The organism is Bacillus sp. REN16, assembly GCF_020731355.1.
Classification (GTDB): Bacteria; Bacillota; Bacilli; order Bacillales; family Bacillaceae_L; genus Ferdinandcohnia.
Window position 1 is genome coordinate 367,019 of record NZ_JAJFZK010000001.1, and the last position, 17,123, is coordinate 384,141.

The window sequence follows — 17,123 nt, forward strand, 5'->3', positions numbered from 1 at the left end:
AACATGATGACCATATTTTATTAATATAGGTATTCTATAAGTTTTGAATCGCGGTTCTACCTGAAAAGGAGGAGATACATTTGACAGTTTTTGAGTTTATTCTACTTGGCTTAGCCAGTTTTCGCCTGACAAGATTATTAGTGTTTGATAAAATTACAGAATTTATTCGGCGACCATTTCACGAGATGATTGAGGAAGAGCTACCAGATGGAACTGTTGAAGAATATATTCAGCTTAAAGGAACCGGGTTAAGAAGATGGATTGGTGAGCTCTTGAGTTGTTATTGGTGTACCGGAATTTGGGCAACGGGCTTTCTTTATCTTCTTTACGTATTTTATACCCCCCTTTCAGAACCGCTTATTGTTATTTTCGCAATCGCTGGTCTTGCTGCCATCATCGAAACCTGTGTTACGAGACTATTAAATTAGTCTTCTAGGTAAAATACACATTTTCCTAAAATTACACTCCTGTCCATACAGAAGATAGACATTTTCCATATAGTAGGAATTAGGAACTGTAAAGAGGTGAGAATATGGGGAAAAGTGAATCATCTAAAAACAATAATAACAGTTTAAATCAAGTACGCTCAAATACAGAGAATGTATTGAATTTGAATGCACCAGGTGGCGTATCCATTCAGGTATTGGGTATGGATATAAAAATGAGTGACTTGAACATTACAATTGGCCCAAACGCTAGCATTAGCGATATTCAAAGTGTCTTAGATCAAATAAGCAGACGTGAATAATTCTACTAAATTGCCCAAGAGGCATAACAAAAAAAACGAAAGTATCAATTCGATGCCTTCGTTTTTTTTGAAGCAAAAAGTAAACGGAACTGAATTATTATACTGAGGCTTTTTAAAAAGTACCGTAAAAATTTGGGTTTTCTAATTAATATGTCCTACACGAGCTGAAATCCTAGGAATATGATATATTGATAGTCTTTTTCAATAAAAATCTATATTAAGGATTCTTGATAAAATACAACGTAAAACGTTACGAGGTGAAATCGAATTGAATCATATAGTCGACTGTATGGAAATAGAGAATTATGTAAATAGCATTACTGTTCAAGCACACGAAAACGCGGAAGTTACAGTCCATAATAATACAGCACTTGAAATGATAGGAAAGGGTGTACATGGAGCTGTATTTCAAGTGAATGAGGGTGTCTGTGTTAAGGTATATGGGGAAGAAGATGTTTGTTCGCGAGAGCTATACGCACTAAACCTTGGCCAACACACAGATCTTTTCCCAAAGGTATTCTGTAGTGGAGCAAAATATATTGCCATGGAAATGGTTTATGGAATCGATCTACGGGAGTATTTACAATCCCAACCATTAACAAAAAACTTATCTGTAAAGTTAATTCATTTATTAACCACCTATAAGGAAATTGGACTTGAAAGAATTGATCATCATAAACGCCATATTTTTGTGCAAGAGGATGGAAATCTAAAGGTTCTTGATGTGGGTACAACGGTGTGGAGAAATCGGGTCTATCCATATCCCAGAAAACTACTAAATAGCTTAGGAAATCAATATCAAGAAATGTTTTTAGAACATGTAAAAGAATTGGCCCCCACACTTTATGATGAGTGGCAGAAATATATCCAGATGGAAAAATACGCAACAGTATTACATGAGAAATACTTTTCTAAAGAAAATTTTAAGCTTAAGAAACTCAAAAAAGAAGAAAAAATACTATTAACAGGCAAAAAAGAGTGGGATTCAAAAGTTGAAGATCTTGTAAGAAAGGTTCACAAAGAGCAATGGATTAAGGCTTTAACAGCACGAGGAGTAGACATTGAACATGTTAAGGCAAATGCAAAAGAGCTTGAACGGGAATATATTTATGGAAAGGATAATAAGGACAAAAAGGGAAGTTCCTTATCCAATAAGGAAGATAAGAAGAAAACAAGGATTTACACATCATCTTCTAAAAAGAAAAAACAAAAGAAATAGTGTAGTTATATAAATAAAAAAATGTACAGAAAGGAGGCTAAACTTGAAGGTTTTAGTGATATGGCGTTTATTAACTGTTGGGGGCGTGAACGCAGGCTGGCGAAATCGAGCCGTTTATTTTAAAAAATATGGAATCGAAACGGATTTTATGTATGTGAAAGACCTTGGTGGGATGCACATCATGGACGATGTTGCGACCGTCTATCTAACAAATGATAAAAAAGAAATTGTGGATATTATTCAAAAAAACAAATATGACGTGATTATTATTTGTGACACGAAAAAGGGCTATAAATGGATTCGAAAAGCAAACTATAAGGGGCCTCTGATACTGGAGGCCCGTACTCCAGAAATTCTTAAGCTAACTCGTCATCTTCCTGATTTTGACGAGGTCACGCCAGACCGAATGATCGTTCCCTCTCATCACCAAAAGCGTCTCGCATCCATTCTAATCGATTCAAATGCACCTTATGAGGTGATCTATAACGGAATTGATACAGAGTTTTTCAAACCACTTAATCCCGAAGAAACCCACTTAGAAAAGGAACCTATTATTCCAAAAGGGAAAAAGGTAGTTGCCTATATCGGCAGATTAGATGGTCGAAAAAACTGGAAACTCTTAATGGAGATTGCACATCGAATCAAAAGTGAACGGAATGATATTGAAATTTGGATTATTGGTGGAGCCAATAGTGCACAAAGAGATGAATTTGAGACTTATTGGAAAGATCACGGATTAACAGATATCATAAAATGGTATCCGGTGGTTGCTTATCAAGAAATGCCACATATGTACTCAAAGATTCGACAATCAGAAGGATGCACAATAGCCACGACAAAGGGAGAGTCGTTCGGAAATACCTTTATTGAATCAATGGCCTGTGGTGTACCGGTTGTCGCTCCAGGCATCTCATCCATTCCTGAAATTGTCGAGGATGGGAAGACAGGATTGTTGTATATTGAAGAAAATGCACAAGATGCAGCGAAAAAAATCTATCAAATTATCGATGCACCTGAGTATTATCAAACATTATCCACTAATGCCCGCGAACGTGTAGAATTAAGCTTCTCCATCGAAAAATGTGCGAAAAGCTATGTAAGATTACTTCGGGAATTGACTGGGGGTGATGAGCATCCAACCAACTAAGTATCATCAATTATTTGAAGGAAAATCGAATAACGCCCATCTCTTTTCATTTGATAATGGAAAACAGTACATCGTGAAATTTTTAAAGGAAGGCCAAGAAAAGGTGTTGTTTAATGAATGGGTTGGCTATTCCATTGCACGCTATCTACAACTTCCAATTCCACCAAGCCGCTTTGTACAAATCCCGCAAACCTATTTTAGTGAGCTTACCGATGGAGAGCTTGTTGAAGAGACAAACACACAGTTCGCAACTGAGTATATCCCAAATTGCCAAAATGCTCATGAACTAACTTCTCCGAATGTCATCAATCGCAAACAGCTTGCAGGAATCATTATTATGGATTACTGGCTGTATAATCTTGATCGGACGAAGAAAAACGTACTATTTAAAGAAGTTGCCGGGGGAAATCACAAACTTTATATTATTGATCATGCTGATCTATTTGGCTCATTTGCCTGGGATAGTACAAATCTCTCAACCTATTGCAGGAAGCTTATGAAAAGTGCAACACATGAACTGATCGCAGACTTCATTCAGGATGAAAAGGATTTCTATGACCAGCTATCTATCATTCAATCAATTCCTATCCACTTATTAAACGAAATTGTTGACTTCACACCAGAAGACTGGGGAATTACGGAAGAGGAGAAAAAGCAAGTTGTTGATTATTTGGTATGTCGTAGAGATATGGTTCTCCATAAACTGATCCGGGACTTTATCAAATCGCGCTATCGACCCCTTCACTCAAAACCATAAAAGGACAGCTCACCGCTGTCCTTTTTGTTGAGCCCTCCATAAAGGAATGAAGGGAATATCCAAGAGTATGAAACTAGTAAACGTCCTTCATTCCAAGAGCCCTTTAATAGTTTACTATGATTTTATTAAGTGAAAAGATTCCCTTCGGCAGCTCTTTGCTATATACAAACCCATCTACCACAACCGAATGACTGTCTTCATTCTTGGGTAGATTAATATCAAACTGAGAGAAGATGATGGTATCGTTTGGTGGGAGCGGGTTTGGATCTACATATTTAATCCAGTATTCTCCGTTCTCCTTAATTTTTTCTTTCCAGTTTTCATGTAAAAAGACCCAATCAATTTCGGATTCAATAAAGCTTTGTGATTTTTTATTTACAATTTTTCCACTTAAGGTGCCTGATTCTCGAGGGGCTAATTTGATACAAACGATAATATCATGTAACGCTTTTGTCCCTGTATTTTTAATCATGAAATCACCAATGATGGTAATATCATCGTCCTCCGTAGACGGTAAAATGGTTGAATAAGCAAAATGGGCTTGAATGTTCGCAAAGGCTTCGACAAGTTTTTCCTTTGGTGCCACGGCAATCGGTTTAGCTGAAACAACTTTTTGTTGAAGCTGTGCTGTGCGTTTCTTTTCCTCCTCCAGCTCGACCTCAAGCTGGGTTATCTTTTCCTTTAATTCATATATTTCCTTCTGATAGGTCTCAATTTGTTGGTCCTCAATTTTATATAATTTCTCCTGTAAATATTGATTCCGGACTTTTTCTTTTTCGATACTTCCTTGAAGGGATTTCAGTTTATGCTCATAGGATGTAATTTCAGATTGATAATGAATGATTCGTTGCTTCAGTTGGATACTGTCTTCCTGACGACCTTGCTGCTGTCTTGGTTTCAAAAGGTATCCCTCCTCTCCTCTACAAGTTATGTAAGTAACAATGAATTTGTGTTTTTTGACCTAACAAAAATAAACTAGACTGTTGATGATTCAACAGTCTAGTTTAACCAGTGCTTCTTAGTGAGCTGGGAAAACTTCTGGACATTGTGGTGGGAATTTTTCTGTTGGACATAATACGATTTCTTCTAGGATTTCTTCACGTGGATGACAGTGTCTAGCTTCAATTTCTAGCTTCACATCAGCTTCGGTTTGAACCTCTAGGCAAAGAGTAAGGCTGATGTCTAGTTGGTGGATATCTGATTCACAAATTAATGTTGCATCGCATTCAGCTAATGATACATGTACGTTTAGGTCTGTTCCTTCAGGAGCGCATAATAAGAATGTTTGAGTCGTTACGAATGGAATTGGATGTTTTGTCTCACATACAACACGATTCATATCATCTAGAATTTCTACTCCTATAAAGCCTCTTACTAGAGTTTTCACTCGTTGTAATGTGACTTGGTCACCATTTGGTAATGTGACCGTAACTGGTTGGCGTTGCCCGATTTCTGTTACTGAAACTTGATGATTCTCTTGGAATCCGGTTTCAATCGGATGACCAAATTTGTCGCTTAAGAAGCAATTAACTGAAACGTCATCAAATTGGTCTAGAAAATTACAAAGTTCCTCTAGTGTGCGCTCTGTTTGACCATGACATTTGAATTTTACAGGAAGATTGCTATTATTTGTGAATGTAAGATCTACCTCAATCTGGCGAGTGATCCAGTCATAAATTTTTCTTGTTAGTATACAAACTCGTTCTGTGTCTCTATTATGGTTATGATGTTTTGAACCCACTTGTGTGTTCCTCCTTTTTGTTGTAATAACCCTTTGGGTATTGGGGCTACTGTATAGTATGTTTTAGATAGTCAAGTGTGCTGTGACATTAGCGGAATTTTGCTCATATGATATGTAGAATCAATACTTTATATAAAGTAAAGGGAAGATATGAGGAGGGGCTAAAAGTGAATCGTAATTCTAGTAATCCAGTGATTTTACAGCAAAAAATTATCCATTTACAGGCGGAGTTATCAAAATATAAATCAATTCAAAAAGACAAATTACTATTCGAAAATCAAAAGTTAAGGGAACAAATCAACCAATTACGTTCCGAAAATGAGCTGCTAAAACAACAGTTTATTTCATCTAATAATCGCGAAACAACACAAAAAAAGTCTGCTGAGCCCATCAGCAAAATCCAAAAATCACGTCCAATAAATAAAGAATCTGATGGTATGATAAATGAATGGTTCTTTAACAATCTCATCCATGAAAAAAATAAAAAATAAGCAGAACGTGGAAAACAATATGAGCAATAAGGACATATACTAACATTATACCAATTTATGGAGGAATAATTATGAATGTGAATAAAAAGAACAATCTCACAGGTGCTAAGGTTTTTTCTTCCAGTCAAAAAAATAAACCAGTAAAGAAGTCCGGTGGCTGTGGGTGTAAAAAGGTACGTTAATAATATTGGTAATCGTTAATCAGTGTTGTACAGTGATGAAAGGTTATGAGAAATAGCAGATGACCATATGGAAATCTGCTATTTTTTTTCTAATTGGGGTGTGACGAAAAATCTTATGGGATGAATCCTTCACCGAGTCGAACAACTTGAGCTGAACCCTGATGACCTTTAGTCACGTTTCTTGTATCGAAAACAAGATTGCTGAAGGTTAAAATCAGGTCTAGTGGTATTGCAGAATGGTTGGTTAAAATGATGATGCAATCCATCTCACGTAATATTTCTTCCGAAAGCTCTGTGTTGGTATACAAATGGTCTCCAATTAAAATTGATGGTACAAATGGGTCATGGTAATAAACATTGGTACCCTCTTCGTTAAACTTCTCTAAAATTTCTATTGCAGCTGAATCCCGTGTATCTGCTACATCCCTTTTATAGGTAATCCCATAAATAAGAATTTTTGCCTGAGTCAGAGATTTATTAGACTTCAGTAGCCCTTTCGTACGGTCTACGATATGTTCGACCATTCTTTGGTTTGTAATATCAGCTGTCGAAATAAATTCGCTTCTCGTCGCTAATTGTTGTAGTTTCCATTGAAGATAAAAGGGGTCAACTGGAATACAATGGCCGCCAATCCCTGGTCCCGGATAGAATGGGGTAAAACCGTAAGGCTTGGTAGAAGCAGCATCAACGACCTCCCAAATATCAACTTTTAATTTTTCGCAAAGTATGGCCATCTCGTTAATAAAGGAAATATTAATAAAACGGAATGTGTTTTCAAGTAGCTTAGTTAACTCCGCAGATTCAGTTGAGGAAACAGGTACGACCTCTTGGTAGATATTTTTGTAAAGAGAATATCCTACATCTAGACACTTTTCAGTCGTACCTCCAATTACTTTCGGGATTTCTTCAACTGAATACTTATTATTACCCGGATCGATTCTCTCCGGCGAATTTGCCAAATAGAAATCAATGCCAACTTGAAACCCGCTTTTCTCTAAAATTGGTAATAATACTTCCTTTGTCGTTCCGGGAAATGTTGAACTTTCTAATATAACTAGCTGGCCTTTCTGCAGTCTTCCTTGAATTTCATTTCCCGCACTAATGATAAAGCTTAAATCTGGTGTTTTTTGTTTGGTAAGTGGTGTTGGTACACAAATGATGATTGAATCTACCTTTTTTAACTCATCAAAATTTGTTGTCGCACAAAAACTTCCTTTGTCAATCACCTTTTTTAGTCTATTGTCGTCTATGTCACCAATATAGCTTTTAGAGTTTTTGAGTTTGTTAACCTTCTCTTGATCTTTATCCACACCAACCACTTGGAACCCCTTATCAGCAAGCATGACAGACAAGGGAAGACCGACGAAGCCTAGACCAATCACTGCAATTTTGTTATTTTTACTCTGTGAATTCTCGTTATTCATTAATTTACTCTCCTCGTCTTGTAAAAATTAAGTACAGTCTTAAAATATGCGATTGCGAATTGATTGAAATGGACAATCACCTTAATTTTTTAAAATATGCATTTTTATCAAGGACAGATATAATAGTTTGTTTATTCTAACTAAAAACTCACTCCAAAATGTAGATTTCTTCAATATGAAACTTGAAAAAATCTAATCTTTTAATGGTCTTCAGCCGTTCCTTTATCAAAATGTAGTCATAGATTAGGATGGAAACGCATTTTCAAAGGAAATTTAATAGAGAGGAGAAGGAGAAATAGATAATGATTAATCTTGTAGACTTAAGGAGACAGTTTCAAAGTGTTAAAAATGAGATCATGTATGCAATAAATGAAGTTATAGATAGTGGGCAATACATTTTGGGACCAAAAGTTATGGAACTTGAGAAAAAAATAGCGAAAAGAATTGGAGTTCAAGAAGCAATATCTGTTGCAAATGGTACAGACGCACTTGTTCTTACGCTTGATGCATATGGGATTGGCAAGGGTGATGAAGTAATTACTTCGCCATTTACATTCTTTGCAAGCGCCGAAGCGATATCACGTGTTGGAGCAAAGCCAGTCTTCGCTGATATTGATCCGGTTACCTATAATATTGATCCAAAAGAAATTGAGAAAAAGATAACATCAGCCACTAAGGCAATCATTACAGTTCACATATTCGGGCAGCCGGCTGAAATGGATGACATTCTGGAAATTTCAAAAAAATACGGACTTTATGTAATTGAAGATGCTTGTCAAGCATTTGGAGCTTCCTATAAGGATCTAGAAGTGGGGAATTTAGGAGATGCTGCCTGTTTTTCATTTTTTCCAACTAAAAATCTCGGTACAATGGGGGATGGAGGAATTATTACAACCTCAGATAAGGACCTAGCAACTAGAATAAGAAAACTGCGAACACATGGAACAACAAGAAAATATTATCACGACCTAATAGGTTATAATAGCAGACTAGATGAGCTACATGCCGCGATTTTACTAGTAAATCTTTCGAAAATAGATGAGTGGAACGGGCAAAGAAGAAAGCTTGCAGATCGGTACAGGACACATTTAAAAGATGCACCACATTTACAATTACCGATGGAGGCAAGCAATCGATCTCATATTTACCATCTATATTGCATTCATTCTGAGAATCGAGATGAGATTATGGATAGGCTTGAGGCTGCTGATATTCAAACAGGTGTCTATTATCCACAATGTCTTCATTTACAAGAGGTTTACTCGTTTCTTAATTATAAAAAAGGTGATTTTCCGATTGCAGAATCGTTATCGGAGAGACTTTTTGCCGTTCCAATGCATCCATTGCTAACAGAAATTGAACAAGATGAAGTGATTTCGGTCTTACTTCAAAAAGAGGTGGACTAAAAGTGGTGATTCGATTTGGTTTAGTTGGCTGTGGATATATATCAAAGAAACATTTGCATGCATTGTCAAGGTTTGATGATGCACATTTACATGCAGTAAGTGATTTAGATGAATCGAGAATGGATGAAGCAAGGAATTTTTATCAAACACAGTCAGGCCTTACACATCCAATCAAATATTTTAAGGATTATGAAGAGATGCTTGCGGATCAGCAGCTTGATGCAGTCATTATCTCTTCATTTTCTGGACTACATGCGGAGATGGCTAAAAAAGCTCTCCAATTTAATAAACATGTCATTTTGGAAAAACCGATGGCTTTATCCATTGACGGGTCCAATGAACTGATCGCATTGGCACAGAAACAAAAAAAAGAGCTGATGGTTTGTCATCAACTTCGTTTCCGGCCAATCATGCAAAAAATTAAAGGGATTATTGATGATGGAAAAATCGGAACTATTTATTTAGGGGTTGCTTCGATAAGGATCAATAGGTCGCCTGACTATTTTACTTCTGCTCCGTGGAGAGGTAAATGGGAAACGGATGGAGGAATGTTAATCAATCAAGGAATTCATATTATTGATTTGCTTCAGTGGTTTCTTGGAGAGGTACATTCAGTTTACGGTGAAATAGGTTACCAATCCACTGTAAAAGAGACAGAGGATGTTGCTTTAGGTATTTTGGATTTTAAATCCCGGGCAAAGGGTATTATCGAGGCAAATATTGTCACCCAGCCAAATAATCTTGGATACTCATTGTCTCTCTTCGGTGAAAAGGGGACCATTTGCATTGAAGGACCATCTCTTAAAAACATTGGTCGTTGGTATATAGAAGGTGAGAATACGGATATGGAAGAATTGGATTCCCTACTTCAAGATGGGAATGAAGAGATCTATATGTATGATAATTTTATTGAAGCCGTAAAGTCTGAGAATAAGGGTGTGCTACTAGACGGAACAGAAGGAAAAAAAGCCCTTGAAATTATATTCGGTATGTACCAATCGGAATTGTCTAAGCAACCCGTTGAGTTCCCAATTTATTCTTTTTCCACATCAGACATGAAAGAAAGGAAGTGGAAATCACATGAATCTAGGTAAGGTTGTTGTAACAGGGGGAGCGGGTTTTTTAGGATCGCAGCTTGTAAGAAACCTGATGCCCTTAAGTGAACATATCTATATTATTGATGATGTATCGACGGGAAAAAGATCTGCTATTCCGAATTCTGATAAGATCACATTCTATGAAGAAAGTATTACAAATGAAAATTTGCTGGAAGAAATTCTTCCAGAGGTTGATTATATTTTCCACTTTGCATGCAAAAATCTAGTCTTATCAGTTGAAAACATAAATAGTGATTTCGAAACGAATTTATATGGAGGCTATATCCTATTACAAAAGGCAAAGGAATGTTGTAAAGATTTAAAAAGGTTTATCTATGCGTCCACTACTTCTATATACAGCGAGGCACCAATCATACCCACACCCGAATCCTACTATAATATTAAATTACCCTATGCCGCTAGTAAATTTTCAATGGAGCATTACTGTCATGTATATTATCAAATGTATCAACTTCCAATAACAGTTCTAAGATTTTCAAATGTATATGGACCGGGACAACTTGTTGAAAATCCCTATTGTGGGGTAGTAGCAAAGTTTTTTGAAGCAGCAATGAATCAAAAACCAATGATTATATTTGGGGATGGAAATCAGACAAGGGATTTTACGTATGTTGAAGATGCAATAGATGCCGCTCTTATAACAGCTTTGGATAAGGACGCTATAGGTAATGTATATAATGTTGGAACAGGAATTGAAACAAGTGTTCTTGAACTTGCACAAGTTATTCACGAGACTAGTGGGGGAAAGAAAATTCAGCTTCAAATCATGCCGAAACGAAAAGTTGATGTAGTCCAACGAAGATGTATTGATTCAAAAAAAATTCAAACGGAATTGAATTGGAGAATTGAACATTCTTTGGCAGAGGGGATAGTAAAAACCTATAACTGGCTGAAAAAAGGAAATGGATCATGAGAATTTTTCACGGTACGACTGAAATCGCAGGACAAATGGGAATCTTGAGCAGTGCCCTTAACAAGAAGGGGCATTGTTCGGTTGGTTATAATACATTTCATTCCTATCTTGGCTATAAAGATTATTTGATCAATACCGACCAGGAAGGATTGAATGAAAAATATAATGAAATTATAAATGAATTTGATCTCTTTCATTTTCATTATAATACTACTCTTTGCGAGGAGTATTCAGATTTACCGGAACTTAAAAAAAGGCATAAAAAAATGGTTATGCATCATTGGGGAAATGATGTAAGGTTTCATGAACAGGCTAGGAACAACAATCCTTATGTATATACCGGCGATTCTCCACCCAATGAGGAAATTCATGCAAAATTAATCAAAATCACAGAATATATTAAAGAAGCGATTGTTCAAGATTATGAGGTTTATGAATATGTAAAAGACTATTATGAAAAGGTTCATGTGCTGCCGATTGCGATTGATCTTACTCACTTTGAACCTCATTATCCGGCTATTAATAAGGATAAGCCTCTTATCCTGCATGCACCAACAAATCCTGATTTTAAAGGAACAACCTATGTCGAAAAAACGATAGAAAAACTAAGGGAAAAATACGATATTGATTATAGACGAATTGAGAAAATGAGCCATGAGGAAGTAATCAGCCTTTATGCAGATGCTGATATCATCATCGATCAGGTTTTATGCGGTTCTTATGGATTACTTAGTGTGGAATCAATGGCTTTAGGAAAACCTGTTTTAACCTATATTCGCCCTGATCTTGTTCCAACCTTTCCAGCTAAATTACCTATTATCAATAGCAATCCTGATACTTTATATAAACAGGTTGAAATGCTGCTTGAAATTCCAGAGCTGCGACGGGAACATGGAATGCAAGGGAGAAAATATGTTGAAAAATATCATTCTCATGAGGTAGTTGTTGAGCGATTGATGGCTATTTATTCAAAATTATGATCAATGTTGGCCTTCATAAGGAGCTATTTGAAGAAGTCTCTTTAAAATAGCTTCTTTTTCCATATAAAAAGCCGGTTAAAAGAGCAGGTTCTCTTTACCGGCTAAAAACGTAATGATTAATTAGGGAAAGCTGCAGTTGGGTAAACAGGCGTATAGGTTTGTTTAATAAAGGAGTAGAGGTGATTATATTCAGTTAAGTGGTTTTCATAAATATCCCGCATTGTTTGATTAGGAAATTGATAGACAACTAGACTCTTATTCATATATTCGTTGTAGTAGCCAAAATTTAAATAGTCTTGTAAATGGTTCTCCTTAAAAAGTAACCCTTTTCCAAATGTGATTTGCATTCCGGTATGGAAATGTCTTGCAAATACAGTCGAGTTAGCAATCCAAGTATAATCCGGCCCTGTCTCTCCATAATAGTTGGGGTGCGTGCAAGCAGCATCAAACCCAAATTCATTCCATTCCACACATCCTGTAGATCCGTACTGCTGAAGCCACAGAGAAAGCAATTTTCTTTCACGAATATATGCAGTTACTCTTTTGACAAGATTTTCATCGCGCTCATCAATGGATGCACGTGGCCAAACGAATCCTCTAAATTGCAATTTCTTATGAAGGTGATCAGCATCTTCCCATTTTGATAAAAATTTGGTTATCCACCATTGAACTGCAGTAAATCTATCATCTTCATTTTTAAAATTTAGAACAAGATCGTCTACTTTGCCGAAATTTTCTTGGGTAAGCATTGGGTATGGGAGTGTAACCCATACATCTGTTTGTTTTCCTGCATTTGTGTTCATTGCTGCAGCATCGAAGTTTTGTTTACGTTTAAACAGCCCTTTTAATGCTACCTTCCAATCTTTTCTTTGTGGTAAACTACCAAAGTCAGAAAACATTGGATAAAGATAACAATCTTTTCTTCCATTAATCGGATTGAAGATTAATCCATTGAACATCGTATCAACGGCTTCATTATTTACAAGATAACTTTGGTATGGCTTTAAGTCTTCTGCTGTCCAATTTTTAACACCATTTTCGTGTTCTTCTCCATACGGTAGGAGGCAAATATGGTTTTGCACTCCAAGTTCTTCAGCTGTCATATAATCATTAATCGTCAAAAATATCCCACCTTTCATAAATGTCTTTTATAGTATATGAGCACATTAGGTATAAAGTGTGTCCGCATACCCCCATTTTACAAGATTTGCATAACCAACTTATCTTTCTTGAATATGATATGAAAGGAAAGGAAAGGAGAGATATTTTTATGAAAATTGTTCATGCTCCCACTGAAATTGCGGGACAGATGGGAATTATTTGTAAGGAGATTAGAAAACAAGGTCATCATGCAGCGGGATTTAACGGCTTTCACACGTACTTGAATTATAAAGGAGATATCTTAAATACAGACGCATTTGAAGTGATGAAAGAATTTGAATTTCTTGTAGAGAATGTTGATATTTTCCATTTCCATAATGCGAACACATTTTTTCAGGATTTTGCTGACCTCCCTTTACTTAAGGGAAAAGGAAAGAATATGGTAATGCATCATTGGGGGAGTGATGTACGGACAGCAGAAATGGTTCGCAACATGAATCCGTATCCTCTTCCAGAAACCTATTATACTGACGAAGAAATTCACAGACAGCTAACCATTATTTCAGCCAATATTGATACCGCAATTGTGCAGGATTATGAAGCCTATCACTATGTAAAAGATTATTATAAACATGTATATGTTATTCCACTAGCTTGTAATGTTGAAGACTTTAAAGTCTCATATCCTTCAGTTAAAAATAACAATCCTCTTATTATTCATGCACCAACAAATCGTGAATTTAAAGGATCCGATTATGTAGAAGCTGCGGTGAATAAACTTCGTGATAAAGGTAGTCCATTTACCTATCAAATTCTTGAAAAAATGAGCCATGAGAAAGCACTTTCTGAATATATGAAAGCAGATATAATTATCGATCAGCTCCTCTGTGGCACCTATGGAATGCTGAGTGTAGAGGCAATGGCAATGGGGAAACCGGTCGTTGCATTTATTAGAGATGATGTTCGCGAAAAATTCCCTGATGATCTTCCGATTGTTCAAGCAACACCGAACAATCTTGACGAAGTCCTTGATGAGTTGATTCACAATCCAATTCGACGCCATGAGCTTGGAATGGCAGGTAGAAAGTATGTTGAATCCTATCATTCAGCAGAACGAGTTACGAAAGATCTGTTAAGTATCTATAAGGAATTATAGCAGGAGCACTAGTAAAGGAAGTGTCTCCCAAACCTATTTTGACCTACGAAAGGGGAGTGTGTATGATCCATTCATCAGCAATAATAGGTGCTAATGTTACGATTGGGGATAATGTAGTAATCGAAGAACATGTGACAATAGGAGACAATGTAACTATAGGGCATCATGTAGTAATAAAAAAAGATACAAAGATTGGAAACTTTGTTCAAATAGGTGAACTAACAGTTCTAGGAAAGCCCACATCATCTAATAAAAAAATGGCGCGTAAGCCGGGGAAGGCATTAGATCCCCTTGTTATCAATGACCATGTCGTTATTGGATGTAACAGTGTATTATATCGAGGTGTAAGGCTAAACTCTGGTGTCTTCGTTGGGGATTTGTCTAGTATTCGGGAAAAGGTAGTAATAGGAGAAGATAGCATTATCGGTCGCAATGCAATTGTTGAGACAAATACTACAATAGGAAATCGAGTAACGATTCAAACGGGTTGTTATATTACAGCGGATATGGTGATTGAGGATGAGGTGTTTATTGGTCCATGCTGTTCATCTTCAAATGATAAGTATATGGGGATGGGGAATTTTGAACATCGAGGACCCATTATTAAAAAAGGTGTCAAAATTGGCAATAATGCGACACTCTTACCTGCTATTACAATAGGTGAGAATGCGATAGTTGGCGCCGGAAGTGTTATTACGAAAGATGTCCCTCCAAATAGAACCGTTGTCGGCAACCCAGGTAGAATAATAAAATAATTTGATAGTGAATACCTTAGTAAACAATAAAAACAGGCTCGAATAGCCTGTTTTTATATGTTTTCTAGGAAATTACAAATTATCGTTCTGTTGATAAATGTGCTTTTTGCCAGATGAAAGAGTCCTGTCAAATCAATAGGGATTACGTAGAATACAGTATGCTTCTACATTTGGTAAGAGGCAAATTGCTAGAAACATAGGAGGTGAAAAATTTGTCTATCATCGACCGTATTGATAATGGTGGGTTTGAGAATGGTTCTCTTGCCCCTTGGTTTGGGATGAATGCTGAATTAACTAGTGAGTTTTCACATTCTGGTTTCTTTTCTGTCAGATTAACAGATGCAGACTCTGTTGCTTTTATTGGTCAATTTGTTCCAGCTCGAGCAGGTGAGCAGTATGAGTTTCTCTCTTCATTTGCAAAAATCGGAGCTTTACAAAGTCCGCTGATTAGCATCTCTGTTATATTTTATGATGCTGCTCTTACATTTCTTGGGTATGGACTGATCACCAATATTCCGGCGAACAGACTACCTAATGTAGAAAACAATACTTGGCTTGAGATTTACGAAAATACCACACCAGCCCCGGCAGGTACTACACAAGCACTTGTAATCATTACAAAGCTACCACAAGCAGGCAGTGCTGATGTATTAGTAGATGATGTAGAATTGTTAGACGCAGAGGCTCTAGGATTAGTAGGACCAACAGGACCAGCTGGAGCAACAGGAGCAACAGGCGCAACTGGAGCCACAGGCGTAACAGGAGCAACCGGAGCCACAGGCGTAACAGGAGCAACCGGAGTCACAGGCGTAACAGGAGCAACGGGAGCAACTGGAGTAACTGGAGCGACAGGAGCCACAGGAGCCACAGGTGTAACTGGTGTAACAGGCGCAACAGGCGTAACAGGCGTAACAGGAGCAACAGGAGCAACGGGAGTAACTGGGGCGACAGGAGCCACAGGCGCAACCGGAGCGACAGGCGTAACAGGAGTAACAGGAGTAACAGGAGCGACAGGCGCAACCGGAGCGACAGGAGCGACAGGCGCAACAGGAGCGACAGGCGCAACAGGAGCGACAGGCGCAACAGGAGCCACAGGAGCAACAGGAGTCACAGGAGCAACAGGAGCAACAGGAGTAACAGGAGCGACAGGAGCAACAGGAGCAACAGGCGCAACTGGAGCCACAGGCGTAACAGGAGCAACCGGAGCCACAGGCGTAACAGGAGCAACCGGAGTCACAGGCGTAACAGGAGCCACAGGAGCAACGGGAGTAACTGGAGCGACAGGAGCAACCGGAGCCACAGGAGCAACCGGAGCCACAGGAGCAACCGGAGCCACAGGAGCAACCGGAGCCACAGGAGCGACAGGTGTCACAGGAGCGACAGGAGCGACAGGAGCCACAGGCGCAGGCGCAACAGGCGCAACAGGCGCAACAGGGGCCACAGGCGCAACAGGAGCCACAGGAGCAACGGGAGAAACAGGAGCGACAGGAGCCACAGGCGCAGGCGCAACAGGCGCAACAGGCGCAACAGGGGCCACAGGCGCAACAGGAGCCACAGGAGCAACCGGAGCAACCGGAGCCACGGGAGTAACAGGCGTAACTGGAGCAACCGGAGCCACGGGAGTAACAGGAGCGACCGGAGCCACAGGAGCCACAGGAGCCACGGGAGTAACAGGAGCGACAGGAGCCACCGGAGCCACGGGAGCCACCGGAGCCACCGGAGCCACGGGAGTAACAGGAGCCACAGGAGCAACAGGAGCCACAGGCGTAACAGGAGCAACGGGAGCCACAGGAGCGACAGGTGTCACAGGAGCCACCGGAGCAACAGGAGCCACAGGCGTAACCGGAGCCACAGGAGCAACGGGAGCCACCGGAGCCACGGGAGTAGCAGGAGCAACCGGAGCAACCGGACCAACCGGACCAACTGGACCAACAGGACCAACGGGACCATGATTGGTGTATCGTATAACACATTATAGTAACCAA

At 38.5% G+C, this 17,123-nt stretch carries 17 protein-coding genes; 13 read left to right on the forward strand and 4 right to left on the reverse strand.

Annotation, left to right across the window (positions count from 1 at the left end; genetic code table 11):
• Positions 1-80: 80 nt before the first annotated feature.
• From LKW28_RS01755 to LKW28_RS01775, 5 genes are all read left to right on the forward strand, one after another.
• Positions 81-428, forward strand: a complete 348-nt coding sequence (locus LKW28_RS01755; RefSeq protein WP_136379985.1) for a DUF1360 domain-containing protein — start codon at positions 81-83, stop codon at positions 426-428.
• A 104-nt stretch (positions 429-532) separates the two neighbouring features.
• A complete protein-coding gene (locus LKW28_RS01760; RefSeq protein ID WP_136379986.1) occupies positions 533-748 on the forward strand; it encodes a hypothetical protein in 216 nt (71 codons plus the stop codon).
• A gap of 268 nt (positions 749-1,016) precedes the next feature.
• Entirely contained in the window at positions 1,017-1,967 is a 951-nt protein-coding gene (locus LKW28_RS01765) for a hypothetical protein (protein ID WP_229138610.1), read from the forward strand.
• Positions 1,968-2,010: 43 nt separating this feature from the next.
• Positions 2,011-3,114: a glycosyltransferase family 4 protein gene (locus tag LKW28_RS01770; protein WP_136379988.1), complete on the forward strand. Its 1,104-nt coding sequence runs from the start codon at positions 2,011-2,013 to the stop codon at positions 3,112-3,114.
• Positions 3,095-3,871 (forward strand): HipA family kinase, encoded by a 777-nt coding sequence (locus LKW28_RS01775; protein ID WP_136379989.1) that lies wholly within the window; start codon positions 3,095-3,097, stop codon positions 3,869-3,871. Before LKW28_RS01770 ends, LKW28_RS01775 begins: the two co-directional genes overlap by 20 nt.
• Positions 3,872-3,974: 103 nt before the next feature.
• On the opposite strand, the gene LKW28_RS01780 is transcribed toward LKW28_RS01775, so the two are convergent.
• Together LKW28_RS01780 and LKW28_RS01785 are read right to left on the reverse strand one after the other, a co-directional pair.
• A complete protein-coding gene (locus LKW28_RS01780) occupies positions 3,975-4,772 on the reverse strand; it encodes a hypothetical protein (protein ID WP_229138611.1) in 798 nt (265 codons plus the stop codon).
• Positions 4,773-4,889: 117 nt separating this feature from the next.
• Positions 4,890-5,612, reverse strand: coding sequence for a hypothetical protein (locus LKW28_RS01785; RefSeq protein ID WP_229138612.1), 723 nt, complete (start codon positions 5,610-5,612; stop codon positions 4,890-4,892).
• Between the two features lie 167 nt (positions 5,613-5,779).
• Between LKW28_RS01785 and LKW28_RS01790 the strand changes: the two genes are divergently transcribed.
• Positions 5,780-6,103, forward strand: a complete 324-nt coding sequence (locus tag LKW28_RS01790; RefSeq protein WP_136379992.1) for a hypothetical protein — start codon at positions 5,780-5,782, stop codon at positions 6,101-6,103.
• 295 nt (positions 6,104-6,398) lie between these two features.
• Here the strand turns inward: LKW28_RS01790 and LKW28_RS01795 are convergent, their stop codons facing one another.
• Positions 6,399-7,709 (reverse strand): nucleotide sugar dehydrogenase, encoded by a 1,311-nt coding sequence (locus tag LKW28_RS01795; RefSeq protein ID WP_136379993.1) that lies wholly within the window; start codon positions 7,707-7,709, stop codon positions 6,399-6,401.
• A 302-nt stretch (positions 7,710-8,011) separates the two neighbouring features.
• Between LKW28_RS01795 and LKW28_RS01800 the strand changes: the two genes are divergently transcribed.
• Genes LKW28_RS01800 through LKW28_RS01815 form a run of 4 tightly spaced genes read left to right on the forward strand, consistent with a single transcriptional unit; the run spans position 8,012 to position 12,126 of the window.
• Entirely contained in the window at positions 8,012-9,115 is a 1,104-nt protein-coding gene (locus LKW28_RS01800; RefSeq protein ID WP_136379994.1) for a DegT/DnrJ/EryC1/StrS family aminotransferase, read from the forward strand.
• A 2-nt stretch (positions 9,116-9,117) separates the two neighbouring features.
• Entirely contained in the window at positions 9,118-10,209 is a 1,092-nt protein-coding gene (locus LKW28_RS23095) for a Gfo/Idh/MocA family protein (protein ID WP_136379995.1), read from the forward strand.
• Positions 10,196-11,146, forward strand: a complete 951-nt coding sequence (locus LKW28_RS01810) for an NAD-dependent epimerase/dehydratase family protein (protein WP_136379996.1) — start codon at positions 10,196-10,198, stop codon at positions 11,144-11,146. Before LKW28_RS23095 ends, LKW28_RS01810 begins: the two co-directional genes overlap by 14 nt.
• Positions 11,143-12,126, forward strand: coding sequence for a glycosyltransferase family 4 protein (locus LKW28_RS01815; protein ID WP_136379997.1), 984 nt, complete (start codon positions 11,143-11,145; stop codon positions 12,124-12,126). Before LKW28_RS01810 ends, LKW28_RS01815 begins: the two co-directional genes overlap by 4 nt.
• Before the next feature lie 116 nt (positions 12,127-12,242).
• Here the strand turns inward: LKW28_RS01815 and LKW28_RS01820 are convergent, their stop codons facing one another.
• Entirely contained in the window at positions 12,243-13,247 is a 1,005-nt protein-coding gene (locus LKW28_RS01820) for a DUF4855 domain-containing protein (protein ID WP_161974888.1), read from the reverse strand.
• A gap of 149 nt (positions 13,248-13,396) precedes the next feature.
• Between LKW28_RS01820 and LKW28_RS01825 the strand changes: the two genes are divergently transcribed.
• The 3 genes from LKW28_RS01825 to LKW28_RS01835 all read left to right on the forward strand — a co-directional run bounded on the left by LKW28_RS01825 (position 13,397) and on the right by LKW28_RS01835 (position 17,090).
• Complete coding sequence (locus LKW28_RS01825; RefSeq protein WP_229138613.1) at positions 13,397-14,383, forward strand: glycosyltransferase family protein; 987 nt, start codon at positions 13,397-13,399, stop codon at positions 14,381-14,383.
• A 62-nt stretch (positions 14,384-14,445) separates the two neighbouring features.
• Positions 14,446-15,138: an N-acetyltransferase gene (locus tag LKW28_RS01830; protein ID WP_229138614.1), complete on the forward strand. Its 693-nt coding sequence runs from the start codon at positions 14,446-14,448 to the stop codon at positions 15,136-15,138.
• A gap of 218 nt (positions 15,139-15,356) precedes the next feature.
• Positions 15,357-17,090, forward strand: a complete 1,734-nt coding sequence (locus LKW28_RS01835) for an NTTRR-F1 domain (RefSeq protein WP_420708789.1) — start codon at positions 15,357-15,359, stop codon at positions 17,088-17,090.
• The last annotated feature ends 33 nt before the right edge of the window (positions 17,091-17,123 follow it).

What these genes read in the sequence shown, in the direction of transcription:
- LKW28_RS01760 (WP_136379986.1), top strand. Translation starts at nt 533, where the DNA reads ATGGGGAAAAGTGAATCATCTAAAAACAATAATAACAGTTTAAATCAA.
- LKW28_RS01810 (WP_136379996.1), top strand. Translation starts at nt 10,196, where the DNA reads ATGAATCTAGGTAAGGTTGTTGTAACAGGGGGAGCGGGTTTTTTAGGA.
- LKW28_RS01825 (WP_229138613.1), top strand. Translation starts at nt 13,397, where the DNA reads ATGAAAATTGTTCATGCTCCCACTGAAATTGCGGGACAGATGGGAATT.
- LKW28_RS01815 (WP_136379997.1), top strand. Translation starts at nt 11,143, where the DNA reads ATGAGAATTTTTCACGGTACGACTGAAATCGCAGGACAAATGGGAATC.
- LKW28_RS01775 (WP_136379989.1), top strand. Translation starts at nt 3,095, where the DNA reads ATGAGCATCCAACCAACTAAGTATCATCAATTATTTGAAGGAAAATCG.
- LKW28_RS01795 (WP_136379993.1), bottom strand. Translation starts at nt 7,709, where the DNA reads ATGAATAACGAGAATTCACAGAGTAAAAATAACAAAATTGCAGTGATT.
- LKW28_RS01800 (WP_136379994.1), top strand. Translation starts at nt 8,012, where the DNA reads ATGATTAATCTTGTAGACTTAAGGAGACAGTTTCAAAGTGTTAAAAAT.
- LKW28_RS01830 (WP_229138614.1), top strand. Translation starts at nt 14,446, where the DNA reads ATGATCCATTCATCAGCAATAATAGGTGCTAATGTTACGATTGGGGAT.